The following is a 25,810-nucleotide window of genomic DNA, read 5'->3' as shown; positions in this document are numbered from 1 at the left end:
TTTGCCTGATGACCATAGCGAGTCGGTCCCACCCCTTCCCATCCCGAACAGGACCGTGAAACGACTCTACGCCGATGATAGTGCGGATTCCCGTGTGAAAGTAGGTAATCGTCAGGCTCCCTAAGCCGAAAACCCCCGCCCGAAAGGCGGGGGTTTTTGCATTTGAGCGGCGGAAATGCATGGGGGCGTGGTGGCTTGGCTGGAGTTTCCACATCGCCTCTCCCAGGTACAAGCGCTCGCAGCTCCCGGAACGCCAATCGGCCAGTATCATCCGCGATCACTTGGCCTATTGCCGCTATCTCCGATCAAAGCTGCAATTTCTCTCTGCGGCGCCTCGGTTGGTCTTGAGCGATCTACAGCTCGGTGCCACCGACATCTCCCGGTGCGCTCTCTACATCAACCGACACGCAGTGAGTGCTCATCTAACGTTGAGCCATCCATAAATGGCCCAAAAATGGCCGACGATGAGCGATGTTTGTCGAAAATTGCCTGAAATTGATGAGTCTGGACGAAAACCCACTAGACCATCCACTGGTCCTTCGACACGTTGTGCCAACATGATCATCGAAGCACGCAACGCAGACAGCGCTAAATCATCACAAAAATCTATGCGCATAAAGTCCATTCGGGCGACATGCCCTGCAGAGCGGGGTGCAAGCCCTTCGGGGTAATATCACCATTCGTCCCGATTCCCGGTGCTTCCAGGCAACCGCCGGCGGTCGGGGTCCGCCGTATCCCGTCTCCCGCACCGTTCATGACTGATAGCCCTGCCCAAGGTGGTCGGACGACCGACTTCTTGCCGTATCTCGTCGCCGCAACGTTCTTCATGGAGTATCTCGACACGACCGTGATCGCGACCGCGCTACCGCAAATGGCGCGCTCGTTCGATGTCGGGCCGAACGCGCTGAGCCTCGGGATGACCGCCTATATGCTGGCGCTGGCAGTGTTCATCCCGATCAGCGGCTGGATCGCGGACCGCTATGGCTCGCGCACGGTGTTCGCCAGTGCAATCGTCGTCTTTACCGGTGCGTCGGTGCTGTGCGGGTTGTCCGAAGGTGTCGTGACATTCACCGCTGCGCGCCTGCTGCAAGGCGTCGGTGGGGCGATGATGGTGCCGGTCGGGCGCATGATCGTCGTTCGCAGCACCGAGAAGGCGAAGCTGATGCGCGCGATCGCGACGATCACGTGGCCAGGCATCGTCGCACCTGTCGTCGGGCCGCCGATCGGCGGCTTCATCACGACCTATGCGTCATGGCGGTGGATCTTCCTGCTGAACGTCCCGTTCGGCATTGCCGCACTGGTCTGCACCTGGCTGATCGTCCGGAACACGCGGGCCGACGAGCAACGACCGCTCGACTGGGGCGGCTTCGTGCTCGCCGGGGGCGCGCTGACCTGTCTGCTGATCGGCACCGAAGCGGCCGGCCAGCAGGACGTCCACTTTACGCGCGCAGCCGTCCTGGTGGGCGCGAGCGTGCTGTTCGGCATCGCCGCCTGGTGGCATGCGCAACGTTGCGCGCATCCGCTGCTCGACTTCACGACATTGAACGTACCGACGTTCTCGGTGACCGTGATTACCGGGTCGATCACGAGAATGGCCATCAATGCGGTGCCGTACCTGCTGCCGCTGCTGTTCCAGATCGGTTTCGGGCTGTCGCCGTTCCAGTCCGGCCTGCTGCTGCTCGCGAGTGCGCTCGGCAATCTCGGGATGAAGGCGGGAACGTCGTGGATTCTCGACCGCTACGGCTTCCGGCGCGTCGCACTCGTCGACGTGACGATAGTCGGCCTCTTCACGATCGCGTGCGGCTGGCTGACTGCATCGACGCCACTGGCGATCACGCTGTTCGTCGTATTCGTCTATGGACTGACGCGGTCGATGCAGTTCACGACGCTCGCGACGCTGGCCTATGCGGATATCCCGGCCCAGCAGACAAGCGCGGCCAGCACGTTGTGGAGTGCTGCTCAGCAGATGACGATCGGGATGGGCATCGCGTTCGGTGCGTTGTCGCTTCGACTCGCGGCGTTGGTGCGGGGCGATGCGGCCGGCGTGCACTACGTACTCGACGACTTTCGCTGGGCGTTCGTCGCAGCGGGCGTACTCGCATTGCTGACGTTGCCGGGCTATGCTCGGCTCGCCTCCGACGCGGGTGATCGATTGCGGGCGAATGTGGCGCGCGGGTAGGTCGGGTTCCCATCGACCTTGTGCTGCGACAGGTGAGTGCTTCTGCTTCCTGTCGCTCACTTGAAACGTCGATCCGACGAGTCGCGACGGTCCGGCGCGAATCGAAAGCGATCATCTGCCGGATTGGATGGGTGAGCTGGTCGCGCGCTGATGTCCGTTTGCAAAGAATCCGGATTGGTAACGAGCGATTGGCACGTCGGATGCGCGGCATTTCCCGAACGAATCCGTCTGCGTGACGGATGGCTTGCGAGCATCGTGAGTATTCCGCTCGCCGTCACTGCGCGTCATGGAAGATGATGCCGACCGTGTGGCGGTGGCCGCTCCGAATCCGGCTGACGCCGTGGCGCAGGTTGACGCGATAGACGCCGCGCGTTCCCTGCACCGGCCTGCCGTGCACGGCGAAGATGACGGCGTCGCCTTGTGTCAGCGGCACCACTTCCGCGCGCGATTGCATGCGTGGTCGCTGTTCCGTCAGCACGAACTCCCCACCTGTGAAATCGCGGCCGGGCGCCGACAGCAGGATCGCGACCTGGAGCGGAAAGACGTGCTCGCCATACAGATCCTGATGGAGGCAGTTGTAGTCGTCGGCGCCGTATTGCAGGATCAGCGGCGTCGGTCGCGTCTGTCCTGCTGCGTGGCAGCGATCGAGGAAGGCCGCGTGGTCTGCCGGATAGCGGACGTCGATCCCGAGTGCCTTGTTCCAGCGATTGGCGATTGGCGCGAGATGCGGGTAGAGCGTCGCACGCAGCTCGGCGATGACCGCGGGGAGCGGATACGCGAAATACTTGTATTCGCCGCGACCGAACCCGTGCCGCGCCATCACGACGCGCGAGCGATAGAGTGCATCGTGTGGATAGAGTGATGCGAGCGTCGTACATTCGCTGGCCGAGAGCAGGCCCGGCACGCGCGCGCATCCGTAGCGATCGAGATCGGCATCGACAGTCATCCAGTCGATCGCGTCGACGCGTTGCGCAATTTCCAGTGATTCGACGGCAGGTTGCAGGTCGGCAATGTTCACGGGTATTCCTCGGTTCGTCAGCAATGTGGCGCCATGCAGTCGTGCGGAATGCTTCGGGCACGTCGTCCGCACGGTTGAGTCCACGGTAAATGTTGATGAACCCAGTCTACAAATGTCCATGCGCCGGCACGCTCCAGATCTTGCGCTTCAATTCGGGAAAGGAAGAGGGTGAGCATTCGCGACGGCATGGGCGCACCGAATGCCTCGACGAGTCGAATTGGAGAGACGGAGAGACGGGACGACGAGGGACGTGGAACGAATATTCCCCAGCAGGTAGCCGGCTCCTCCCGGCCACCTGCTGCATCACCGCTTACGCCACCGACCGGAACAGCCAATAGAGCCCGCCGGCAAGCACGATCGACGCCGGCAGCGTCAGCACCCACGCCAGCACGAGGCTGCGCACCGTGCCCCACTGCAAGCCCGATCCGTTCGCCGCCATCGTGCCCGCGACGCCCGACGACAACACGTGCGTCGTCGACACCGGCAATCCGTACACGTCGGCCGCGCCGATCGTGAGCATCGCGACGAGTTCGGCCGATGCGCCCTGTCCGTACGTCAGATGCTGCTTGCCGATTTTCTCGCCGACGGTCACGACGATCCGCTTCCAGCCCACCATCGTGCCGAGGCCCAGTGCGATCGCGACCGCCACCTTCACCCACGTCGGAATGAACTTGGTCGCGTGGTCGAGCTGCTTGCGATAGTTGTCGATCGCGAGCTTGTCGTCGGTGGCGAACGCGGGCCGGCCGGACTTCTCGATCAGGCGGATGGCTTCGGATACCAGATACATCGTGTTGCGCACGTTGTCGACGTCACGTTGCGGCACGGCCGCCATCGAGCCCGACGCACCGACGGCGGTCGCGAGCGACGTGGACAACTGCTGTACGGCGGGGATCACGGCCGGCGTCAGTTCGCGATGCTGGACGTAAAGCTCGACGTCGGCACGCGGGTTCGCGGACGGTGCAACGCCGTTCGTGTACTTCCCGAACGTCGCGGCTGCCTGGTTCGCGACCGCCACGAAGGTCTGTGTCTCGGCCGGCGTGACGGCCTTGTTCAGCGCATAGGCGGTCGGTACCGTGCCGATCAGGATCAGCATGATGAGCCCCATCCCTTTCTGGCCGTCGTTCGAGCCGTGCGCGAACGACACGCCCGTGCAGGTCAGGATCAGCAGGCAACGAATCCAGAACGGCGGCGGCTGGTCCTTCGGCGGCTCCTTGTACAGCTCCGGAATCCGCACGAGGGTTTTCAGCACGAGCAGCAGCAGCGCCGCGCACAGGAAGCCGACGAGCGGCGAGAGCAGTAGCGACTTGCCGACGCCGAGCGCCTGGCCCCAGTCGACGCCGCTCGTGCCGGACGGCCCGTGCATCAGCTGGTTCATCAGCCCGACGCCGATGATCGACCCGATCAGCGTATGCGAGCTCGACGACGGCAACCCGAAATACCAGGTCGCGAGGTTCCATACGATCGCGGCGATCAGCAGCGCGAACACCATCGCGAAGCCCGCGCCGCTGCCGACCTGCAGGATCAGCTCGACCGGCAGCAGCTGCAGGATGCCGAACGCGACGGCGCCGCTCGAGATCATCACGCCGAGGAAGTTCCACAGGCCGGACCAGATCACCGCGACGTTCGGTGTCAGCGAGTGCGTATAGATCACGGTGGCCACCGCGTTCGCGGTGTCGTGGAAACCGTTGACGAATTCGAAGCCGAGCGCGATCAGCAGCGCGGCGCCGAGCATCAGGTACGGGAACAGCGATCCTTCGCGCATCGGCGACAGATCGTCGATCAGGTGCGTGGCGATGTAGATCGCGCCAATCGCGAGCACCAGCAGGAAGACGGCATAGCCGAGCTGCTTGGTGCGCTCGACGGAACCCGAATTGCTCGGGGCAGACGAAGCAGGTTGATTCATGACGGTATCTCGTAAGGGAACCGCGACCGATCCTAGCTTCGGCTAGCAGTCAGTTTGATGACAGCTGGGACAACGAATGGGGTGTCTTACAGCGACGTAAGGTGAACATCGCCGGGCAATTGCGATACGACGCGACACGTCGGCTCGTGTCGTGGTCGATATCACGAACGCGACACGGCAGGCGGCCAGGTCGCAGTGTCGCGCCGATCGTCGTCGGCGACCAACGTCCATCCGTGCGGCGACGCAGCGAATGTCGTGCACGACAGCGGTGCGACGTCGATGCGCGTTGCCGCGTCGGGATCCAGTCGCATGGCATGCGCGACGGCCGCGCGAACGATCGGCGCATGCGTGATGGCGACGATGTCGCGGCCGTGTTGCAGCGCGTTCAACCATGTGCCGACGCGACGCATCGCTGCATCGAACGATTCGCCGCCGTGCGGCGACGCGGAAGGATCGCCGATCCACACGCCCAATTCGCCAGGCAGGTCGCGCGCGAGGTCGTGCAGCCGCTTGCCGCGCCAGTTTCCGTAGTCGATGTCGCGCAGCGCGTCATCGATGTCGGCATGCAGGCCGAGCGCATCGGCGGTCTGCACCGCACAGCGGGCCGGGCTGCACAGCACGAGCGCGCCGGTCACGCGTGCCCACCGGTCGTGCAGCGCCGCGGCGTCGGCGAGCCCGTGCGCGTCGAGCGGGTCGTCGTCGGGAAACGTACCGGTGCGCATTGCCCGGGTCGAGGCGTGTGCGATCAGGCGCAGCGAGGCAGGCATGTTCGTGTCGTGTTTCGGATGATCCGGGACGAGTGAATTCGATCACCCGTCGCCGCTTCAATACGCGAACGTTCGCGCGTACAATTCGCCCGATACGAAACGCGGAAGCCGGTGCAATCCCGGCGCGGTCGCGCCACTGTAACCGGTGATCCATGATCCCGGAAGCCAGACCTGCCTTCGTACCCATCCAACATTTGTCGGGGCGCGATTCCCCTGAGGTGCATCCATGAGCGAAGCAGTGCTGAAGCCGGCGGTCGTGCCGGCACCCATCCCCGTCCGCGAACTGTTGCCGTGGGCCGTGTTCGTCGGCCTGATCCTGTTGCTCGCGCTGTATTTCGTCGGTGCGGAACAAGGGGCGACGTCGCTGGTGCCGGGCATGTATGTCCACGAGTTCGTCCACGACGGCCGCCATCTGCTCGGCTTCCCCTGCCACTGACGCGGAGTTCACGATGGTCGGAAAGCTGCTCATGCGCGGGATGCTCGCAGGCATCGCCGCAGGCCTCCTCACGTTCGGTTTCGCGAAAATCGTCGGCGAACCGCAAGTCGATCAGGCAATCTCCTTCGAAGAAAAAACCGAAGCCGCCCGAGGCGAAGCACCGGAACCCGAACTGGTCAGCCGCCACACGCAAGCCGGCCTCGGTCTGCTGACGGGCGTCGTGACCTACGGCGCGGCATTCGGCGGGCTGTTCTCGCTCGTCTTTGCGTATGCGTATGGCCGAGGCAGCCGTCTCCCGGCCCGGCCGCTGGCTGCGTGGCTTGCGCTGGCGTCGTTCGTCGCGCTCGTGATCGTGCCGAACCTCAAGTACCCGGCCAATCCGCCGTCGGTTGGCGACCCCGACACGATCGGCTATCGCACGGGGTTGTTCTTCCTGATGATCGCGATCTCGGTCGCGACGATGGTGTTCTCGGTCAGCGTGCGCCGCCATCTGCTGGCGAAGCTCGGGCAGTGGAATGCGTCGATCGTCGCCGGGCTCGTGTTCGTCGCGATCATCGCGGCCGTGCAGATCGGGCTGCCGTCGGTCAGCGAGTTGCCGGCCGATTTTCCGGCGGCCTTGCTGTGGAAGTTCCGCGTGGCGGCCATCGGCATGCAGGTGATCATGTGGACGACGATCGGCCTGCTGTTCGGCGCATGGGTCGAGCGCGGCGAACGCATCGGCATGCGCGCCGCCTGACGCGCATTGCCACGGAGCGCGCCTAGCGCAGCATGCGCGGTGCGCTCCACGTCGATTCGCGCGCCAGCGCGACGAACGCGGCCAGATAGTCGATCGATGCATCTGCTTCGCGGATGCCGAGGAAGATCTGCTTCGCGATCCCCTTCTTGCCCAGCTTGACCGGCACGACCGGCATCCGGTCCGCGTATTCGTCGGCAAGCCATCTCGGCAGCGCGGCCACGCCGCGCCCGCTCGCCACCATCTGCAGCATGATGTCGGTCGTTTCGATCGACTTGTGTCGCCTCGGCACGATGCCGGCCGGCGTCAGGAACTGGTTGTAGATGTCGAGCCGGTCGGTTTCGACCGGGTAGGTGATCAGGATCTCGTCGGTCAGCTGCTCGGGCGTCACGTAGTCGGCGTTCGCGAACCGGTGTGAATCGGCGACCACCAGCACCTGCTCGTAATCGAACACAGGGTCGAAGCGCAGGCCCGGCTTGTTCAGCGGATCGGGCGTCACGAGCACGTCGATGTCATAGCCGAACAGCGCGCCGATGCCGCCGAACTGGAAGCGCTGCTTCACGTCGACGTCGACGTCGGGCCAGCGCGACAGGTAGGGCGACACGACCTTCAGCAGCCACTGGTAGCACGGGTGGCACTCCATCCCGATGCGCAGCGTGCCGCGCTCGCCCTTCGCGTACTGCTTCATCCGCTCCTCGGCGAGCTCGAACTGCGGCAGCAGCCGGTGCGCCAGCTTCAGCAGATACTGCCCGCCCTGCGTGAGCCGCAGGCCGCGACCCTCCCGATCCCAGATCGGCGTGCCGAGCTGCTGCTCGATTTTCCGGACGGTATGACTGAGCGCCGATTGCGTGAGGTGCAGCGCATGGGCGGCCCCGGTCAGCGAGCCCTGGCGCTCGACCTCACGAATGACGACGAGATGGAATCGTTCCAGCATGGATATCGCTCATATCGCTCGCGCAACAGATGCATGAATAACTTTAATGGATGAATGAAATAATGCCATTTTATTTCATGATTTGAAATCCCTATCATGGCTCCCGGACATTCAATTTCTCTTCTGGACGGCAGCTCATGGTCACGACACACAACCTCGGTTTTCCGCGCATCGGCGCGAAGCGCGAACTCAAGTTCCGTCTCGAACGCTACTGGAAAGGCGAATCGTCGCGCGACGAGCTGAAGGCGCTTGGCGCCGAGCTGCGCCAGCGTCACTGGAACGATCAGCGCGGCCTGGACCTGGCGCCGATCGGCGACTTCGCGTTCTACGATCAGGTGCTGGACATGAGCTTCACGCTCGGCAACCTGCCGAAGCGCGTGCAGGGCTTCCAAGGCGACGTGCTCGACAACTATTTCCGTGTCGCGCGCGGCCGTTCGGTGGAGTCGGCCGAAGCGCATGCCGCGTGCTGCGGCGGCGTCGCGGCCGGTGAAATGACGAAGTGGTTCGATACGAACTACCACTACATCGTGCCGGAATTCCATGCGGACACGAACTTCTCGCTCGACCCGTCGCGCCTGCTCCAGCAACTGGCGGAAGCGCAGGCGCAGGGTGTGGCCGCGAAGCCGGTGATCCTCGGCCCCGTCACGTATCTGTGGCTCGGCAAGGCGAAGGACGATTCCGACCGCCTCGCGCTGCTGCCGAAGCTGCTGCCGGTGTACGGCGCGCTGCTCGACACGCTGACCGCGCAGGGCGTCGAATGGGTGCAGATCGACGAGCCGATCCTTGTCACCGAACTCGACGCCGAGTGGCAACAAGCCTTCGAGACCGCCTACGCCGCGCTCGAAACGCGTCGCATCAAGGTCCTGCTCGCGACGTACTTCGGCCAACTGCAGGGCAATCTGGCGCTCGCGCGTTCGCTGTCGGTCGACGGCCTGCATGTCGATGCGATCAACGCACGCGACGAAGTCGACGCGCTGGCGCGTGATCTGCCGGCCGGGCGCGTGCTGTCGGTGGGCGCGATCAACGGCCGCAACATCTGGAAGACCGACCTGAACGCGACGCTCGACTGGCTCGAGCCGCTCGCGAAGCAACTGGGCGATCGCCTGTGGCTCGCACCGTCGTGCTCGCTGCTGCACGTGCCGGTCGATCTCGCGAGCGAAGAGAAGCTCGATGCGGAAATCCGTTCATGGCTCGCATTCGCGCTGCAGAAGCTCGACGAGCTGAAGGTCCTCGCGACCGCACTGAACGAAGGCCGCGACAAGGTGGCCGACGCGCTGGCCGCGAACGCCGCCGCGATTCATTCGCGCCGCCAGTCACCGCGCGTGAACAACCCGGCGGTGAAGGCCGCGATCGCCCGGATCGACGCGCAGCTCGGCAACCGCGCGAGCCCCTATACGCAACGCGCGCCGAAGCAGTCGGCACGCCTGAACCTGCCGGCGTTCCCGACGACGACGATCGGCTCGTTCCCGCAGACCGGCGAAATCCGCCAGGCCCGCAGCCAGTTCAAGGCCGGCGCGCTGGATGAAGCCGGTTACCGCGCGGCGATGCAGGCCGAGATCGAACGTAGCGTGCGCGAACAGGAATCGCTCGAACTCGACGTGCTCGTGCACGGCGAAGCCGAGCGCAACGACATGGTCGAGTACTTCGGCGAACAGCTCGACGGCTACGCGTTCAGCCAGTTCGGCTGGGTGCAGTCGTACGGTTCGCGCTGCGTGAAGCCGCCGATCCTGTTCGGCGACATCAGCCGCCCGAAGGCGATGACGGTCGAGTGGATTACGTACGCGCAGTCGCTGACGAACAAGCCGATGAAGGGCATGCTGACCGGCCCGGTGACGATCCTGAACTGGTCGTTCGTCCGTGACGACCAGCCGCGCTCGGTGTCGTGCTACCAGCTCGCACTGGCGATCCGTGAAGAAGTGCTCGATCTCGAGAAGGCCGGCGTGCGCGTGATCCAGATCGACGAGGCCGCGCTGCGCGAAGGACTGCCGCTGCGCCGCGCGCAGTGGGGCGAGTACCTGAAGTGGGCGGTCGAATCGTTCCGCATCACCGCGAACGGCGTGCGGGACGATACGCAGATCCACACGCACATGTGCTATTCGGAGTTCAACGACATCATCGCGTCGATCGCCGACATGGATGCGGACGTGATCACGATCGAGACGTCGCGCTCGGACATGGAGCTGCTCGACGCGTTCGACACCTTCAAGTATCCGAACGAAATCGGGCCGGGCGTGTACGACATTCATTCGCCGAACATCCCGACGCACGAGCACATCGTCGGCCTGATGAAGAAGGCGGCCGAGCGGATTCCGGCGGAACGCCTGTGGGTGAACCCGGACTGCGGCCTGAAGACGCGCCAGTGGGCGGAAGTGATTCCGGCGCTGACGAACATGGTCGCCGCCGCGAAGACGCTGCGCAACGCGATGCAATAACGCGCGCAGGTTGCGTGCCGGCCGCCGCGTTCAATGATCGGCGGGGCGGCCGGCGGCGTGATTCATGCCGTGACGGGCGGGCCCGGTGTCACGGGCAGTGCGGGATCATGCGCGCTCGTGTTCGAGGGGGCCCGCGAGCGTCTCGGGTGATGGCGTCTCGGCAATGATGCGGCGTTCGCGTGCGAGGTCGAGCGACCGCGACAGCAGCCAGTACGCCGCACCCGCGACGACCAGGCCGACGAGCCACGCGATATCCACGCCGCCGAGCATGCGAGCGAACGGCCCGACGAAAATCTCGCGGTTCGCTTCGGCGTCGAAGATGTAGAAGAACGGCACCATCGCCGCGAAGCCGACGAGGTAGGCGACGATGCCGCGCGGTTGCCACGCGCCGTAGAGCCCGTTCGGCACGAAGAAGTGCGCGATCGCATAGTGACCGCGGCGCACGAAGAAATAGTCGACGAGATTCACGGCGGTCCACGGCACGAGGAAGTAGAGCATCAGCGTCAGGAACGTCTGCAGCAGCGCGATGCCGTTGCCGCGGATCGCGAACACGCAGGCAAGCACGAACGTGCTGATCGCGATGATCGATGCAACGCGCGCGCGGCGCGTCGGCCGGATCGGCACGATCGAATCGGCGGCGGTCAGTACGGTCAGCATCGCGCTGTAGGCGTTGAGCGCGATGATCGGCAGGAAGCCGACCACTGAGACGATCGCGATCAGCTTGCCGAGGCCCGGCATGAGTGACGTGCCGACGGCGTTCATCGCGACCAGCGCATCGGCCGCATGCAGCTTCTGCGCGAGCCACGCGCCGAGGCCGATCATCCAGGTGCCCGACAGCGACGCGCCGGCGAAGATCACGGCGATCAGCTTCGCACGGCGCGTGTGTTTCGGCAGATACCGCGAATAGTCCGACACATACGGGGCATACGAAATGTTGTAGCTCGCGGCGATCGCGAATTGCGTGGCGAACGCGATCCAGTTGAAGCCTGGCGCGGCAACCGGTGCGACGGCGGTGGGTGCCGGCGTCACATGGCCGAACGCGAGCGCGAGTGTCACGAGCGCATAGAGCGGCAGTGTCGCGATCAGCGTCCACGTGAAAGTCCGATGCATCAGGTCGTGGCCGTAGATGGCGAGCAGTGCGCCCGTCGTCACGGCGGCGACGGCGACGAAGCCGCCATCGATGCCGAATACGTTGTGCACGCCGTCGACCATCAGCGATACGTTGACGACGTTGAAGCCGACGAACACGAACAACGTCGCGAGCAGTGCGACGATCACGCCGCGATAGCCGAACTGCGCGCGCGACTGGATCATCTGCGGCAGCCCCATCTCGGGCCCCTGCGAGCCGTGAAACGCCATGAAGATCGTGCCGAACATGATCCCGAGCGCGCCCGCGAGCGTCGTCCAGCCGGCGGACAGGCCCATGCCGGGCCCGACGAAGCCGATCGAGATCGTGAAGAAATGGAAGTTGCCGAGGAACCAGAACGGCCCCTGGCTGGCGAGCTTCGCGTGGCGCTCGTGTTCCGGAATGTAGTCGATCGAGTGGTGCTCGATCGCAAGGCCGGCCGATTCGGTGCGACCGAGATCGAGGGTGTCGGGGCGGGTCATGACGACTTGTCTCCTGGGTCGTGCGCGGTTCGGCAGGGCGACCGCGTGCGCCGGCCTGCCGCGACGTCCGCGTGGCAAGCGATGAATAGCGTGGAACCGGAAGGCGGTGCGACGCACCGCACGAGGCGTGCAACGAAAAACGGGCAGGCGAGGGGCCTGCCCGTTGCGAGCGGTTACGCGGTGCGTGCGCCGCGCGGCAGCGGCGTTTCCTTCCGGTTCGCCGCGCCCGCATCGTCGATGCTCACGCGGCGCGAGATCAGCCACACGCACAGCGACGACAGGATCGCGGCGCTCGTGTACTGGAGCGCAAGCGGCCACCATTGCGGCGCGGTGTTCTGCGCGATGATGGTCGCGACGAGCGGCGTGAGGCCGCCGGCGAGCGCGCCGCACACCTGGTACGCGATCGAGATCGCCGTGTAGCGGATGCGTGCGACGAAGATGCCGCTGACGAAGCCTGCGACCACCGAGTAGTAGCCGGATTCCGCGAGCGTCGCGAGGCCGACGCCGACCGTGATCGACAGCGGCGTGCCCATGTGCACGAGCGGCAGCATGACGAACGGGACGATCGCGGCCCATGCGCCGGTGATCAGCAGCACGCGCGTGGTGCCGAAGCGCTGCGCGAGGAACGCGGCCGCGAGCTGCACGACGAACTGCAGCACGGCGACGATCGTCATGCAATGCAGCACCATCGACCGGTCGAGCGACAGGAACTGCGTCGCGTAGCTGATCATGAAGATGTTGCTGAAATACACGCCGGCGATGCCGTACACGTTCGCACCGATCGCGAGCAGCAGCAGCGGCCAGTACTTGAGCGCCTCGCGCAGCGGCTTTTGCGCGATGTTGCCGCTCTTCTTGACTTCCTCGAACTCGGGCGACTCCGACACGCTCGCGCGGATCACGAAGCCGACGATCAGCAGCACGGAGCTCGCCAGGAACGGCACGCGCCAGCCCCAGCTCATCATGTCTTCCTTCGACAGCGTGCTGATCGCGCCGAACGCGAGCATCGACAGGATCAGGCCGCTTGCGCTGCCAAGCTGCGCGAACGATGCGAAGAACGTGCGCTTGCCTTCCGGCGCATGCTCGCCGGCGAGCAGCACCGCGCCGCCCCATTCGCCGCCGACCGCGATGCCTTGCAGCACGCGCATCAGCACGAGCAGGATCGGTGCGATCACACCGGCTTGCGCATGGGTCGGCAGCAGGCCGATCGCAACCGTCGACACGGCCATCAGCATCAGCGTCGCGAGCAGCGAGCGCTTGCGGCCGAAGCGGTCGCCGAGGTAGCCGAACATCACGCCGCCGAGCGGCCGCGCGAAGAAGCCGACCGCGAACGAGCCGAACGACGCGAGCAGGCTGATGAAGCGGTTTTCGCCGGGAAAGAACAGCGGCCCGAACACGATGGCGGCGGCGGTCGCGTAGCTATAGAAGTCGTACCACTCGATCGTGGTGCCGACGAACGACGCGAGCGCCGCCCGCTTGGGTTGCTTGACGGAAGTCCCCATCTTTATGTGTGCTCCTCTGAATCCTCTGATTTGGAATAGGTGGCGGCGCGGGGATCAGTCGCGGTACGCGACGCCCGGCAGCACGCACAGCAGCTCGTACGCGAGGTTCGCGCCGAGCAGCGCCGTGGTGCCGAACGGGTCGTACGGCGGCGCGACTTCGACGAGATCGCAGCCGACGATGTTCAGCCCCTTCGCGCCGCGGATGATCTCGAGCGCCTGCGGCACCGTGAGGCCCGCGATTTCCGGCGTGCCGGTGCCCGGCGCGTACGCCGGATCGATGCCGTCGATGTCGAAGCTGATGTAGACGGGCGTGTCGCCGACGCGTGCGCGCACTTCTTCCATCAGCGGCGCGAGCGACTTGTTCCAGCATTCCTCGGCCTGGACGACGCGGAAGCCCTGCTCGCGGCACCAGTCGAAATCCTCGGCGGCGTAGCCGGTGCCGCGCAGGCCGATCTGCGTGACCTTGTCGCCGTGCAGCAGGCCTTCCTCGACCGCGCGGCGGAACGGCGTGCCGTGCGCGATCTTTTCGCCCATCATCGTGTCGTTCACGTCGGCGTGTGCATCGACGTGGATCAATGCAACCTTGCCGTGCTTGCGGTGGATCGCGCGCAGGATCGGCAGCGCGATCGTATGGTCGCCGCCGAGCGTGATCGGCTTGCAGTCGTGCTCGAGGATCGCGTCGTACGCCGCTTCGATGCGCGCGATGGAATCGTGCAGGTTGTACGGATTGATCGCGACGTCGCCGATGTCGGCGATCTGCAGCGAATCGAACGGTGCGGCGCGCGTGGCCATGTTGTACGGGCGCAGCAGCACGGATTCGGTACGGATCTGGCGCGGGCCGAAGCGCGCGCCGGTGCGGTTGGAGGTGCCGAGATCGAACGGCACGCCGACGAAACAGGCGTCGAGGCCTTCGGCGCTCGCCACGTGCGGCAGGCGCATCATCGTCGCGATGCCGCCGCAGCGCGGCATTTCATTGCCGCCGAGCGGCTGGAAATGAGTGTGGTCGTTCATGGGGCTGTCTCTTCCGATGTGGGGTTGCCGTATCATGCGACGCGGCTTGACGCACAGTTTTACGCGCTCGGCCCGCAAAGAAGAATGCGAAGATATCGACGTAAACATCGATTTTCATCGATGTATGGAAGGGGATGAACGTGCTGGGGAATCTGTCGACCCTCGATCTGCGGTTGATCCGCGTATTTCTCGCGGTCACGGACGCGGGCGGCGTCTCGGCCGCGCAGGCCGTGCTGAACGTCGGCCAGTCGACGATCAGCGCGCAGCTTTCGTCGCTCGAGACGCGGCTCGGCTACCGTCTCTGCGAGCGCGGCCGTAGCGGTTTCCGGCTCACGCCGAAGGGCGAGCGGTTTCACGCGATGAGCCGCAAGCTGCTCGCCGCGCTCGACGAATTCGGGATGGCCGCGCGGCACATGGACCGCCAGCTGGTCGGTACATTGCACATCGGCCTGATCGGCCATACGCCGGTGAGCCAGAACGCACGGATTGCCGAAGCGATCGCCGCGTTCCGCACCCGCGACGAGGCCGTGCGTTTCTCGATTTCCGTGCGCGCGCCGGGCGATCTCGAGGAGAAGCTGCTGAGCGACGAGATCCAGATCGCGGTCGGCTACTTCTGGCACCGGGTGCCGTCGCTGCACTACACGCCGCTGTTCATCGAGCGCCAGGTCGCGTACTGCGGGCGCGGCCATCCGCTGTTCGACGGCGCCGGCGCGCTGACGCCGGCCGATGTCGCGGGCTTCGAATGGGCGTGGCGCTCGTATCCGCTGCCCGAAGCGCAGATGTCGACGACGCCCGACCGCGTGACAGCGACCGCCGACAACATGGAGGCCGTCGCGCTGCTGATCCTGTCCGGCCACCACCTCGGCTACCTGCCGCAGCACTTCGCGGCGCCGTACGTCGCGCAGGGCCTGCTCGCGCCGCTCAATCCGGAGCAGCTGCGCTACGACGTGACGTTCCACATGGTCGTCGCGCGCAACGGGCGCGGCAATCCGCTCGTGGAAGCGTTTCTCGAGGATCTCGAACGCGCGCACCAGCCGCCCGACTTCGCATAGGCTGCCGGCCTCAACAATGTGGACGAGTGTTGCGGCGGCGCGGCCTGACGCGGCCCACATCGATCGGCGTCGACGTGACGAACCGGGCGACGGGATCGGCTTGTGCGTGGCGGCCACCCACCGGCATCACGGCACCGGCAGCCCAGCGTCGTGCTTGACCTCGCGCAGCGACAGTGCCGATTCGATCGACGTCACGCCCGGCAGCATCCGCAGCGATTCGCGCAGGAACGTGCCGTAGTCGTCGAGGTCACGCGCCACGACCTGCAGCAGATAGTCGGCCGTGCCCGCCACGTTGTGGCACGCCAGGATCCGCTCGATGCCGAGGACTTCCCGCTCGAAGCGGTCGGCGGTCTTGCGATCGTGCGTCGCGAACCGCACGAGCACGAATGCGACGACACCGAAGCCGAGCGCCTGGCGTGACAACTGCGCGCGGTAGCGCTCGATGTAGCCGTCGTTTTCGAGACGCTTCAGGCGCCGCGCGCAAGGCGTCTCGGAAAGGCCCACGGAATCGGCCAGGCGGGCGATCGGCAGGCGGCCGTCACGCTGCACCGCGGCAAGGATGGCGCGGTCGGTTTTGTCGAGTTCGGTCATGTTGGCGGAATCCTTTTATGGATTGCATGATTGTGGCGAATTCCCCTACGGATCGCCAATCCTGAACCAAATATGGCCAATAATCCCTCGCCCTCTGGCGGCAATATATCGTCGTAAGAGGACAGGGGCGGACCATGATTTCCACGCATTTGCTGTTGATTTATCTCGCCGCGCTGGCGGCCATCTACGCGGTGCCGGGGCCCGACATGGCGCTGGTGCTGCAGACCAGCATCGGCCGCGGCGTGCGGCCGGGGATGGCGGCGGCGGCCGGCCTGTCGCTCGCGCGCACCGCGCACGTGACGCTGTCCGCCTGCGGCGTCGCGGCGCTGATTCGCAGCGCACCGTGGCTGTACGAAGTGATCCGCTACGGCGGCGCGCTCTATCTCGCCTATGTCGCGATCCAGGTGTTCCGCTCGCCCGTGTTCGCGCTCGGCGACGGCGATGCGGCGGCCTCGGCGGGCGAGCTGCGCCAGTCGTTCGTGAAGGGCCTGCTCACCAACCTGCTGAACCCGAAGGCGCTGCTGTTCTGTTCGGTGCTGCTGCCGCAGTTCGTGCGTCCCGAGGCCGGGCCGGTCGTGTTGCAGATGTTCGAGCTGGGCGCACTGCTGGTGGCGGCTGGCGTGTGCTTCGACCTCGCGTGCGTGTTCGGCGCGTCGCGGATCGCCGCGTGGATGCGCGCGCATCCGCTCGCGCAGACGGTGCAGCGCTGGACGTTTTCTGCTGCACTGATCGGCTTCGCGCTGCGCCTGTCGATGGACTGAGTGCCGATGCGGCGGCGCGCCGGCGCAGGTCGCGCGGCGCGTCGCCGCACTCGATGCAGGCCGTGCGCAACGCCGGCCCGTGCGTGCGCCCCGTCGCAGAAGGGCGTGCGCGCAAATCGTCTGACTGTTCTAAACTCCCTGTTACTTCGCGCTGCGCGAACCCGACCGACCGAACGGAACCGTCTCCCGCCGGCCCTGTCCGATTTCCTGGCTGTTCCGTGCAACGCGGTACCAAGGAGGGTCTGAACATGGCAAGGCATCTTCACGCCGACCGTGAACCCCGAATCGTCGCCGAGTCCAAGTGCCTCGGCCCGTGCGATCCGGCAGAACGCATCCACGTCACGATCATGTTGCGGCGGCAGGAAGAAGGGCAACTCGATACGCTGCTTCACCAGCTCGCCACCGGCGACGCGCAAGCGAAACCGGTGTCGCGCGCCACCTTCGCGCAACGCTTTTCCGCCAATCCCGACGATATTCGCAAGGCCGAGGACTTCGCGCATCGTCATCAGCTGACGGTCGATCGCGTCGATCCCGTTGAAAGCGTCGTCGTGCTGTCCGGCACGATCCAGCAGTTCGAAGCCGCGTTCAGCGTCAAGCTCGAGCGCTTCGAGCATCGGTCGATCGGCCAGTATCGCGGCCGCTCCGGCCCGATCGCGCTGCCCGACGATCTCGGCGATGCCGTCACGGCCGTGCTCGGCCTCGACAGCCGCCCGCAGGCACGGCCGCACTTCCGGCTGCGACCGCCGTTCAAGCCCGCGCGCGGCGGTGCGGCGGGCGTCACGTTCACCCCGATCCAGCTGGCCTCGCTGTACGGCTTCCCGGCCGGCGACGGCGCCGGGCAATGCATCGCGATCATCGAGCTCGGCGGCGGCTACCGCGCGGCCGACATCCAGCAATATTTCCGCGGGCTCGGCATCACGACGCCGCCGACGCTCGTCGACGTGAACGTCGGCACCGGCCGCAACACGCCCACCGGCGACCCGAGCGGCCCGGACGGCGAAGTCGCGCTCGACATCGAGATCGCCGGCGCGATCGCGCCGGCCGCGAAGATTGCCGTGTACTTCGCGCCGAACAGCGACGCGGGCTTCATCCAGGCCGTCAACGCGGCCGTCAGCGACACGACCAACAAGCCGTCGGTGATCTCGATCAGCTGGGGCGGGCCGGAAGCGATCTGGCAGGCGCAGTCCGCGCAGGCGTTCAACCGCGTGCTGCAGGCGGCCGCCGCGCAGGGCATCACGGTGTGCGCGGCATCGGGCGACAGCGGTTCGGGCGACGGGCTGCAGGACGGCGCCGATCATGTCGACTTCCCCGCATCGAGCCCGTACGTGCTCGGCTGCGGCGGCACGCAGCTCGACGCGCTGCCCGGGCAGGGCATCCGCAGCGAGGTCACGTGGAACGACGAGGCGGCCGGCGGCGGCGCGGGCGGGGGTGGCGTCAGCACGCTGTTCGACCTGCCGGCGTGGCAGCAGGGGCTGAAACTCACGCGCGCCGACGGCAGCAGCGCAGCGCTCGCGAAGCGGGGCGTGCCGGATGTGGCGGGCGATGCGTCGCCGCAGACGGGCTACGAAGTGTCGATCGCGGGCACGGCCACGGTGATGGGCGGCACGAGCGCGGTCGCGCCGCTGTGGGCCGCGTTGATTGCACGGATCAATGCGGCGGCGAGTGCGGCGGCGGGCGGTGCGACTGCCGGCTGGATCAATCCGGTGCTTTACAAGAATCCGGGTGCGCTGCGCGACATCACGCAAGGATCGAACGGTACGTACGCGGCCGCGCAGGGCTGGGATGCGTGCACGGGCCTCGGCAGCCCGAACGGCGCGCAGCTCGCCGCGATCCTGACGCGCAAGCCGTCGAGCTGACGGCCGCGTTACACGTCTTTCCGTATGGCGCGGGCTTCCTGTCCGCGCCTTTTTCTCACCTCCAGGAGCAGCACGATGGGCATCGATTCCGCATCTTCCGGCGGCGTGTATCCGCTGCATCACGGCGACCACAATTCGCATGGCGTGCCGCCGACCATCAACCCGGTCGCGCTGAGCCACGGCCGCGACCAGCCGTTCTTCGATCCGGTCGCGTACGGCAATGGTCCCGACGACTCGGTGACCGACACGACCGAGGCGGCCGCGATCACGCATCACACGATCCTGATCGACGGGAAGCGCATCGCGTACACGGCGACGGCCGGCCACCTCGTGACGGTCGACCCGAGCAGTTCGCAGCCGGCCGCGAAGCTCTTCTACGTCGCGTTCACGGCCGACGGCGCCAAGGAAGAAACGCGGCCCGTGACGTTCTTCTATAACGGCGGGCCGGGCTCGTCGTCGGTGTTCGTGCTGCTGGGCTCGTTCGCGCCGAAGCGCATCAAGACGTCGATGCCGGGGTTCACGCCGCCCGCGCCGTACCAGATGGAAGACAACCCGGACAGCATGATCGACCACAGCGACCTGGTGTTCATCAACCCGGTCGGCACCGGTTATTCGGCGGCCGTCGCGCCGAACAAGAATCGCAACTTCTGGGGCGTCGATCAGGATGCGGATTCGCTGAAGCAGTTCATCAAGCGCTACCTGACGAAAAACAACCGCTGGAATTCGCCGAAATACCTGTTCGGCGAATCCTATGGCACCGCGCGCAGCTGCGTGCTCGCGTACAAGCTGCACGAGGACGGCGTCGACCTGAACGGCATCACGCTGCAATCGTCGATCCTCGACTACCGGCAGGCCGGCAACCCGGTCGGCGCGCTGCCGACCGCCGCGGCCGATGCGTGGTATCACAAGAAACTCGGTGTCACGCCGGCACCGACCGATCTCGGCGCGTTCGTCGAGGAAGTCGCGCAGTTCGCGCGCACCGACTATCTGACCGCATTGCGCAACGTGCCGCATGCCGACCCCGCCGCCGTGAAGAAGCTGTCGCAATACACGGGCATCGACACGGCGACGCTGCAGACGTGGGGGCTCGACATTGCGGGTTACAACGCGCGCGGCAATTCGCTGTTCCTGACGACGTTGCTGCAGGCACAGGGGCTGGCGCTCGGCTCGTACGACGGCCGCGTGACCGGGATCTCGTCGGGCATCGCCGGCAAGATCGACCCGAACTCCGGCGGCAACGATCCGACGATGACGGCCGTGACGGGCGTCTATACGGCGATGTGGAACAGTTACCTGAACGAGCAGTTGAAGTTCACGTCGAGTTCCGCGTTCACCGACCTGAACGACCAGGCGTTCCAGAACTGGGATTTCCATCACACCGACCCGACCGGCGCGCAGCAAGGCATCGATGCGCAAGGGAACGTGATCCTCTACACGGCCGGCGACCTCGCGGCGGTGATGGCGTTGAACGTCGACCTGAAGGTGCTGTCGGCGAACGGCCTCTACGATTTCGTCACGCCGTTCTACCAGACCGTGATCGACCTGCAGCAGATGCCGCTCGAGGATCAGAAGGTGCGGCAGAACCTGTCCGCGCGTTTCTATCCGTCGGGGCACATGGTGTATCTCGACGGCGGCTCGCGCACCGCGCTCAAGCGCGATCTCGCGGCGATGTACGACGCGACGGTCAGCGATACGGGTGCGCGGATGCGGATTCGTGCGCTGCAGGCGACGAAGACGGGCGGGCACGCGTAGCGGTGCCCATCAGTAATACGCCGCGCGCAGCCAGGACGGTGCGCGCGGCGTTGTTTTTTGGCGTGGGCGGCCGGCTTACGCGGCCGGCCAGTCGAACATCGTGTACGGCAGCGCGCGCTTGTGGCGCGACGCGTCGTAGAAGCGCAGCACCGTTTCGTACACGTGGTCGGCGACGGGCTTGCCTTCGAGGAAATCGTCGATCTCGTCGTAGGTGACGCCGTACGCGTGCTCGTCGGGGCGCAGCGGGCGCAGTTCCTCGAGGTCGGCCGTCGGCACCTTCATCACGATCAGTTCGTCGCCGCCGAGCGCACGGGCCACCGCACGCACGCGACGCTTGTTCAGCCCCGCGAGCGGCAGGATGTCCGCGCCGCCGTCACCGAACTTCGTGAAGAAACCCATCAGCGACTCGGCCGCGTGATCGGTGCCGATCACGATGCCGCGCCGCGCGCCGGCCACCGCGTACTGCGCGATCATGCGCTCGCGCGCCTTGACGTTGCCGTGCACGAAGTCCTGCTGGGCCGGCGTCTCGAACGCATGGCCGGACGCGACCAGCGCGCCGAGCATCGCGTCGGCGGCCGGCTTCACGTTGACGGTCAATTCCTCGTCCGCACGGACGAACGCGAGCGCGCGCTGTGCATCGGCTTCGTCGTTCTGCACGCCGTTCGGCAAGCGCATCGCGATGAAGCGGGCATCGTAGCCGCCGGCGCGCAGCTTTTCGACCGACAGCTGGGCGAGCCGGCCGGCCGTCGACGAATCGACGCCGCCGCTGATGCCGAGCACGTAGGTCCGCAGGCCGGTTGAACGAAGGTATTGCGCGAGGAACTCGACGCGGCGGGCGATTTCGGCCTCGGCGTCGAAGTGCGGGGCGACGTTCAGTTCGGCAATGATCGCGCGTTGGCGGCTGGCGTAATCGGCGGATGTCATGAAAGGAGTTCCGGAACGAAATCAAGGCGCCCATCATAAGCGCAATCGCGCCGCGGTGCCGCGCTGGGCGTGCGATCCGGCGATTTCGCGTTGCTTCGGCGAGACGGGCCGCATCGCCGTGGTGCACGGTGCGCCGGGCGGGTGCGACGATGCCGCGTAACGGGCGTTCGCGCGGCCGGTATGCGATGCGCGTGGCGGCTGGTGTGGGCGCGGCCGCATGGCGCCCCCACACGGTCGGCCGCGTCAGCGCCGCGCGAGCACGACGCCTACCAGCGCGAGCGCGAAGCCGGCGAGCTGGATCGCCGCGAGCGTCTCGCCGAACAGCCAGTAGCCCTGCAGCGCGGCCAGCGGCGGTGCGAGGAACAGCAGCGACGTCGCGCGTGCGGCGTTGCCGCGCCGCAGCATCCACATCAGCATCGTGACCGCGCCGCCGGACAGGAACACGACACCCCACACGAGCGACACCCACAGCGCCGGCGCGCCGATCCAGCGCGTCTCGTGCAGCAGCGCGACGAAGATGGCCGCGACGATGGCCGCACCGAAGTTCTGGATGGCCACCGCCGTGCGCAGGTCGCTCTGCGCGAGCTTGCCTTTCTGGTACAGCGAGCCGGCGGTGATCGACCCGACCGCGAGCACCGAGACGGCAACGACCAGCCACGCGGGCGCGGCGCCCGGCGGCGGCGCGACACCGCCCGTGACCTTCGGCGCCAGCACGAGCGCGACGCCGGCGAGGCCGAGCGCCATCCCGAACCAGCCGCGCGCCGGCAGGCGCTCGTTGAACAGCGGGACGGCGAGCACGGCGGTGGCGAGCGGCTGCAGTGCGCCGAGCAGCGCCATGACGCCGGCGTTCAGCCCTTGCGCGACGGCCCAGTAGCTCGCGCCGAGATAGACGCCCTGCAGCAGCGCGCCCGCGATCAGGTGGCGCGGCCATTCGCGCCGGGCCGGCCATGGCGCGCGCGAGACGAGCGCGACCGCGCCGAACAGCGCGGCGGTGCCCGCGAAGCGCGCGAGCAGGAACAGGTTGGGATCGGCGTAGGGCTTGATTGCCCGCGCAACGATGAAGCCGGTGGACCAGAGGGCGACGAAAGCGGCGGCGACGAGCGAGGTCAGCATGCGTGGCGGGCCGCGACGCGGCCGGACAGAATCGTGAAGTCGGCCAGTATCGGGGGAAGCGACGCGGGCGTCTTGTCGAATCCTGCACTCATGCCGCGTGCCGCGCAGGCGGCCGCCGGTGCCGGGAGAAGGCGGGGCGCCGCCCCGGGATGCGGAGCGCGCGAGCGTGAAGCCGCGGCGATCAGTCGATCGAGAACGTGTCGAGCGGCTGGTTGGCGCGTGCGTCGGTCGCGAAACGCGCGGCGAGCTGTTCGTAGAGCCGGCGGGCCTCGTCGAGCGTCAGGTCGATCCAGTACGGATCGCCGGCCGCGTCGTTGAGACGTTCGGGCGGAAACTGGATTTCGATCACACTGCCTTTGCGATACATGGCGCGAGCCCCTTTGCTTGGTCTGTCGTTCGGCGAAGCGCAAAGTGTAGCAACCGGCGCCGCGCCGATTCGCGCGCGTCAGGCAATACAGAATTTCGCTTTCGGGAAACGCGGCCCGGCGGGTTTCCCGCCGCAGTCAAATGCCGGTCAAACGGCCGTAATACAATGGTCGGCTTACCCATAACCAGTCGCCTCGGGCGCACACGCGATGCTGGCGGAACAACGTCATCAATTCATCCTGTCGGAACTCGGACGGTCGGGCGCATTGTCGGTCGCGGAGCTGGTCCGCTCGCTCGACGTGTCGCGCGAGACCGTGCGGCGCGACCTGAACGCACTGGCCGCACGCGGCCTGCTCGTGATGACGCACGGCGGCGCGCTGGCCGCGGATCGCCGCGAGCCGAGCCTGTCCGAGCGCGAAGCCGCGAACGCGGAGGCGAAGCGCACGATCGGGCGGCGCGCGGCCGAGTTCGTGCCCGATGATGCGTCGGTGCTGATCGATTCGGGCAGCACGCCGCATGCGGTCGCGCTCGCGCTCGCCGACCGGCACCGGCTGTCGATCTACACGAACGACTGGCGTACCGCGTTCGTGCTTGCGCGGCGCAACGGCAACCGCGTGACACTGCTCGGCGGCGAGCTGTCCGACGACGAGGACGCCACCTTCGGGCTCGACACGATCCAGCAGCTGGCGCAGTACCACGTCGATTTCGCGTTCGTCGGCGCCGGCGGCATCACGCCCGACGGCGAATGCACCGACTACTCGCGGCTCGCGGCCGAGGTGCGCAGCCGGATGATCGCGGCGGCCGGCACCGCGATGATCGTCGCCGACCATTCGAAATTCGGCCGCGTGACGCCGGTGCGGATCAACGGCACGGCGGCGGCCCGCTATCTCGTGACCGAGCGCGCGCCCGACAAGGCCGTGCGCCGCGCGCTGACCGCGCGCGGGATCGAGCTGCTCGTGTGCGACTGACGCGCGTCCGACATACAAGGTTCATCGAACCGTCATCCGCAGGGAAGAACTGCCGTCAAGACTGACCCATTCACCTCGACCGGCCGCCAGGCCAGGGAGCAACGAATGACCGTCAGCGTGCGCAGCTATCTTTCCCCCACCCTGGTCCTGCTGGCCTTCGACTGGCCCGATGCGGCGTCGCGTTCCGATTTCCTCGGCTTCGCGATCCGGCGCACGCCGGGGTTCTGGTCGGCCGACGGCAAGACGCGCGCGCCGGACAGCTGGCTGCCGAACCGCCTGACGTTCGATGGCCCGGCCGCACACACGCAGGGCGATGCGCCGACCGACCAGGCGCCGATCCAGAAATTCATGTGGTGGGATGCACGCATCGATCCGCAGGATCGCGGCGCGGCGTTCCGCTACGACGTGTATCCGGTCGTCGGCACGCCGGCGAACCTGCAGGTGCTCGACGTCCAAGCCGGCGTGTGCGACGTGGTGCTGCCCGCGCATATCGAGGACGGCATCGGCACGTGGTTCAACCGTGCGGTGGTCAGCTCGCAGGCCTTCGCGAGGCAGGTGGCGGCGCTGGGCCTCGCGCCGAATGCGGCGCCGAGCGCTGCGCAGGCGCTGAAGCTGCGCACGTGGCTCGCGAACGACATGGAGCAGGTGTTCGCGGAGATGCTCGACCCCGCGTCGCGCGCGGCGTCGGCCGTCTATCACCTGACCGACACGCTGTGGGCGCTGCCCGCGTTCGAAGCGTTCGGACGCCAGCACGGCGAAGCGTCGCTCGCGATCGTCTACGACGCGCACACGACGGCGCGCAAGGGCAAGCCGCCGCTGCCGTCGCCGAACCAGCCGGCCGTCGACGCGCTGCAGGGTCTCGCGACGCTCGCGCCGCGCGACAAGACGCACATCATGCACGACAAGTTCATCGTGACCGATGCGTCGGCGAATGCGGCGCCCTCGCGCGTGCTGACCGGTTCCGCGAATTTCACGACCGAAGGGCTCACGGAGCAGGCGAACGTGCTGCACGCATTCGACTCGCCCGCGCTCGCCGCGCTGTACAACGATCGTGCGCATGCGCTGGCCGGGAATCCGTCGATCGCGGAGACGGCGAAGCTGTCGCCGGGCTGGTCGGCACCGATGACGATCGGCAGCGCGCAGGTGCGGCTCGCGTTTTCGCCGGAGCCGGCGGGGCAGCGCACCGAGATCGACACGATCGTCGCCGCGATCGCGGCCGCGAAGCATTCGGTGTCGTTCTGCCTGTTCATGCCGACCGACGCGGCGCTGCGCGACGCGTGTTTCGCGGCCGGTGACCGCGGGCTGATGATGTTCGGGCTGGTGAACAAGATCAACGTCGGCAGCGCGACGAAGGCCGATGCCGGGCAGCAGGCCGGCCAGACGCTCGATGCGGCCACGCTCGCGAACCTCGAGCTGTACCACCGCAGCCGCGACAACCACGACGTGATCGATGCCCAGTATTTCTCGCCGGCCACCGTGCCGCAGGGTTTCGAGCCGGAATTGCGGTTGTTTCCGGGGGAGCCGGCGCCGGCTTTTCCGCCCGTCGTGATCCATCACAAGTTCATCGTGATCGATGCGGAGGGCGCGAATCCGGTCGTCTATACGGGCTCGGCGAACATGAGCCGCAATTCCGAGCAGTTCAACGACGAGAACCTGCTCGAGATCCGTGATCAGCGGATCGCGGCGATCTATCTCGCGGAATTCCTGCGGCTGTACGAGCACTACCGCGCGCGGGCACTGGCGATCCATGCGAAGCAGCACGGCACGGACGGGGGCACGGGCGCGCATGCGCGACTCGCGCTTGCACCCGATTCGAGCTGGGCGAAGAAGTATTACGTGGCGGGAAGCCCGGAAGCCAAGGCACGGATCGCGCTGGCGTCGACCGCGCCGACCGATTGACCCACGAG

21 protein-coding genes, 1 rRNA gene and 1 riboswitch are annotated in these 25,810 nt (G+C 66.6%); of the genes, 11 read left to right on the top strand and 11 right to left on the bottom strand.

All coding sequences use genetic code 11. The features are described 5' to 3' along the window. Positions 1–4: 4 nt before the first annotated feature. Positions 5–117 (top strand): 5S ribosomal RNA (rrf, locus tag QZM35_RS23985). A 637-nt stretch (positions 118–754) separates the two neighbouring features. Continuing rightward, positions 755–2,179 (top strand): MFS transporter, encoded by a 1,425-nt coding sequence (locus QZM35_RS23980; RefSeq protein WP_301776934.1) that lies wholly within the window; start codon positions 755–757, stop codon positions 2,177–2,179. A gap of 274 nt (positions 2,180–2,453) precedes the next feature. Here QZM35_RS23980 and QZM35_RS23975 read toward each other — a convergent pair whose 3' ends face one another. The 3 genes from QZM35_RS23975 to QZM35_RS23965 all read right to left on the bottom strand — a co-directional run bounded on the left by QZM35_RS23975 (position 2,454) and on the right by QZM35_RS23965 (position 5,867). Further along, entirely contained in the window at positions 2,454–3,197 is a 744-nt protein-coding gene (locus tag QZM35_RS23975) for a 2OG-Fe(II) oxygenase (RefSeq protein WP_089475710.1), read from the bottom strand. Between the two features lie 310 nt (positions 3,198–3,507). Next, on the bottom strand, positions 3,508–5,100 hold the full coding sequence (locus QZM35_RS23970; RefSeq protein ID WP_089433231.1) for an inorganic phosphate transporter: 1,593 nt from the start codon (positions 5,098–5,100) through the stop codon (positions 3,508–3,510). A 161-nt stretch (positions 5,101–5,261) separates the two neighbouring features. Next, positions 5,262–5,867, bottom strand: coding sequence for a histidine phosphatase family protein (locus QZM35_RS23965; RefSeq protein WP_301776933.1), 606 nt, complete (start codon positions 5,865–5,867; stop codon positions 5,262–5,264). 51 nt (positions 5,868–5,918) lie between these two features. Continuing rightward, a riboswitch (cobalamin riboswitch) is annotated at positions 5,919–6,061 on the top strand. 32 nt (positions 6,062–6,093) lie between these two features. On the opposite strand from QZM35_RS23965, the gene QZM35_RS23960 reads away from it, so the two are divergent. Both QZM35_RS23960 and QZM35_RS23955 read left to right on the top strand, forming a co-directional pair. Continuing rightward, entirely contained in the window at positions 6,094–6,303 is a 210-nt protein-coding gene (locus tag QZM35_RS23960; RefSeq protein WP_006488502.1) for a CbtB-domain containing protein, read from the top strand. Between the two features lie 13 nt (positions 6,304–6,316). Further along, positions 6,317–7,039, top strand: a complete 723-nt coding sequence (locus QZM35_RS23955; RefSeq protein WP_089433229.1) for a CbtA family protein — start codon at positions 6,317–6,319, stop codon at positions 7,037–7,039. Positions 7,040–7,061: 22 nt separating this feature from the next. Here QZM35_RS23955 and QZM35_RS23950 read toward each other — a convergent pair whose 3' ends face one another. Further along, positions 7,062–7,970: a LysR family transcriptional regulator gene (locus QZM35_RS23950; protein ID WP_301776932.1), complete on the bottom strand. Its 909-nt coding sequence runs from the start codon at positions 7,968–7,970 to the stop codon at positions 7,062–7,064. 137 nt (positions 7,971–8,107) lie between these two features. Between QZM35_RS23950 and metE the strand changes: the two genes are divergently transcribed. After that, entirely contained in the window at positions 8,108–10,402 is a 2,295-nt protein-coding gene (gene metE, locus QZM35_RS23945; protein WP_301776931.1) for a 5-methyltetrahydropteroyltriglutamate--homocysteine S-methyltransferase, read from the top strand. A 105-nt stretch (positions 10,403–10,507) separates the two neighbouring features. Here metE and QZM35_RS23940 read toward each other — a convergent pair whose 3' ends face one another. The 3 genes from QZM35_RS23940 to speB form a co-directional block, all read right to left on the bottom strand. Beyond that, positions 10,508–12,010, bottom strand: a complete 1,503-nt coding sequence (locus QZM35_RS23940) for a cytosine permease (protein ID WP_301776930.1) — start codon at positions 12,008–12,010, stop codon at positions 10,508–10,510. Between the two features lie 173 nt (positions 12,011–12,183). After that, positions 12,184–13,509, bottom strand: coding sequence for an MFS transporter (locus QZM35_RS23935; RefSeq protein WP_174976175.1), 1,326 nt, complete (start codon positions 13,507–13,509; stop codon positions 12,184–12,186). A gap of 54 nt (positions 13,510–13,563) precedes the next feature. Beyond that, positions 13,564–14,520 carry an agmatinase gene (speB, locus tag QZM35_RS23930; RefSeq protein ID WP_011353980.1) on the bottom strand — a complete coding sequence of 319 codons (957 nt, stop codon included), beginning with the start codon at positions 14,518–14,520 and terminating at the stop codon, positions 13,564–13,566. 140 nt (positions 14,521–14,660) lie between these two features. Here speB and QZM35_RS23925 point away from each other — a divergent pair, with 140 nt between their 5' ends. After that, positions 14,661–15,572 (top strand): LysR family transcriptional regulator, encoded by a 912-nt coding sequence (locus QZM35_RS23925; protein ID WP_089429028.1) that lies wholly within the window; start codon positions 14,661–14,663, stop codon positions 15,570–15,572. A gap of 126 nt (positions 15,573–15,698) precedes the next feature. Here the strand turns inward: QZM35_RS23925 and QZM35_RS23920 are convergent, their stop codons facing one another. Further along, positions 15,699–16,163 carry an Lrp/AsnC family transcriptional regulator gene (locus tag QZM35_RS23920; RefSeq protein ID WP_046549763.1) on the bottom strand — a complete coding sequence of 155 codons (465 nt, stop codon included), beginning with the start codon at positions 16,161–16,163 and terminating at the stop codon, positions 15,699–15,701. A 134-nt stretch (positions 16,164–16,297) separates the two neighbouring features. Here QZM35_RS23920 and QZM35_RS23915 point away from each other — a divergent pair, with 134 nt between their 5' ends. The 3 genes from QZM35_RS23915 (at position 16,298) to QZM35_RS23905 (ending at position 20,532) form a co-directional block, all read left to right on the top strand. After that, entirely contained in the window at positions 16,298–16,924 is a 627-nt protein-coding gene (locus QZM35_RS23915) for a LysE family translocator (RefSeq protein WP_043180813.1), read from the top strand. Positions 16,925–17,172: 248 nt separating this feature from the next. Further along, the gene (locus QZM35_RS23910) at positions 17,173–18,780 is read left to right on the top strand and encodes a protease pro-enzyme activation domain-containing protein (protein ID WP_301776929.1); all 1,608 of its coding nucleotides are present in this window, start codon (positions 17,173–17,175) and stop codon (positions 18,778–18,780) included. Between the two features lie 75 nt (positions 18,781–18,855). Continuing rightward, the gene (locus QZM35_RS23905; protein WP_089426691.1) at positions 18,856–20,532 is read left to right on the top strand and encodes a S10 family peptidase; all 1,677 of its coding nucleotides are present in this window, start codon (positions 18,856–18,858) and stop codon (positions 20,530–20,532) included. Positions 20,533–20,607: 75 nt separating this feature from the next. Here QZM35_RS23905 and nadE read toward each other — a convergent pair whose 3' ends face one another. The 3 genes from nadE to QZM35_RS23890 form a co-directional block, all read right to left on the bottom strand. Further along, positions 20,608–21,456 carry an ammonia-dependent NAD(+) synthetase gene (gene nadE, locus QZM35_RS23900; RefSeq protein ID WP_089426692.1) on the bottom strand — a complete coding sequence of 283 codons (849 nt, stop codon included), beginning with the start codon at positions 21,454–21,456 and terminating at the stop codon, positions 20,608–20,610. A 243-nt stretch (positions 21,457–21,699) separates the two neighbouring features. After that, positions 21,700–22,569: a DMT family transporter gene (locus tag QZM35_RS23895; protein WP_089426693.1), complete on the bottom strand. Its 870-nt coding sequence runs from the start codon at positions 22,567–22,569 to the stop codon at positions 21,700–21,702. 181 nt (positions 22,570–22,750) lie between these two features. Further along, complete coding sequence (locus QZM35_RS23890) at positions 22,751–22,936, bottom strand: hypothetical protein (RefSeq protein WP_006480515.1); 186 nt, start codon at positions 22,934–22,936, stop codon at positions 22,751–22,753. 208 nt (positions 22,937–23,144) lie between these two features. On the opposite strand from QZM35_RS23890, the gene QZM35_RS23885 reads away from it, so the two are divergent. Continuing rightward, positions 23,145–23,903, top strand: a complete 759-nt coding sequence (locus QZM35_RS23885; protein WP_039339705.1) for a DeoR/GlpR family DNA-binding transcription regulator — start codon at positions 23,145–23,147, stop codon at positions 23,901–23,903. A gap of 105 nt (positions 23,904–24,008) precedes the next feature. Then, complete coding sequence (locus QZM35_RS23880) at positions 24,009–25,802, top strand: phospholipase D-like domain-containing protein (protein ID WP_301776928.1); 1,794 nt, start codon at positions 24,009–24,011, stop codon at positions 25,800–25,802. Positions 25,803–25,810: the final 8 nt, after the last annotated feature.

This window comes from Burkholderia sp. AU45274 (genome assembly GCF_030482505.1).
GTDB lineage: Bacteria > Pseudomonadota > Gammaproteobacteria > Burkholderiales > Burkholderiaceae > Burkholderia.
The sequence above is the reverse complement of the archived record's forward strand: the minus strand, read 5'-3'. Positions and strand labels throughout refer to the sequence as shown.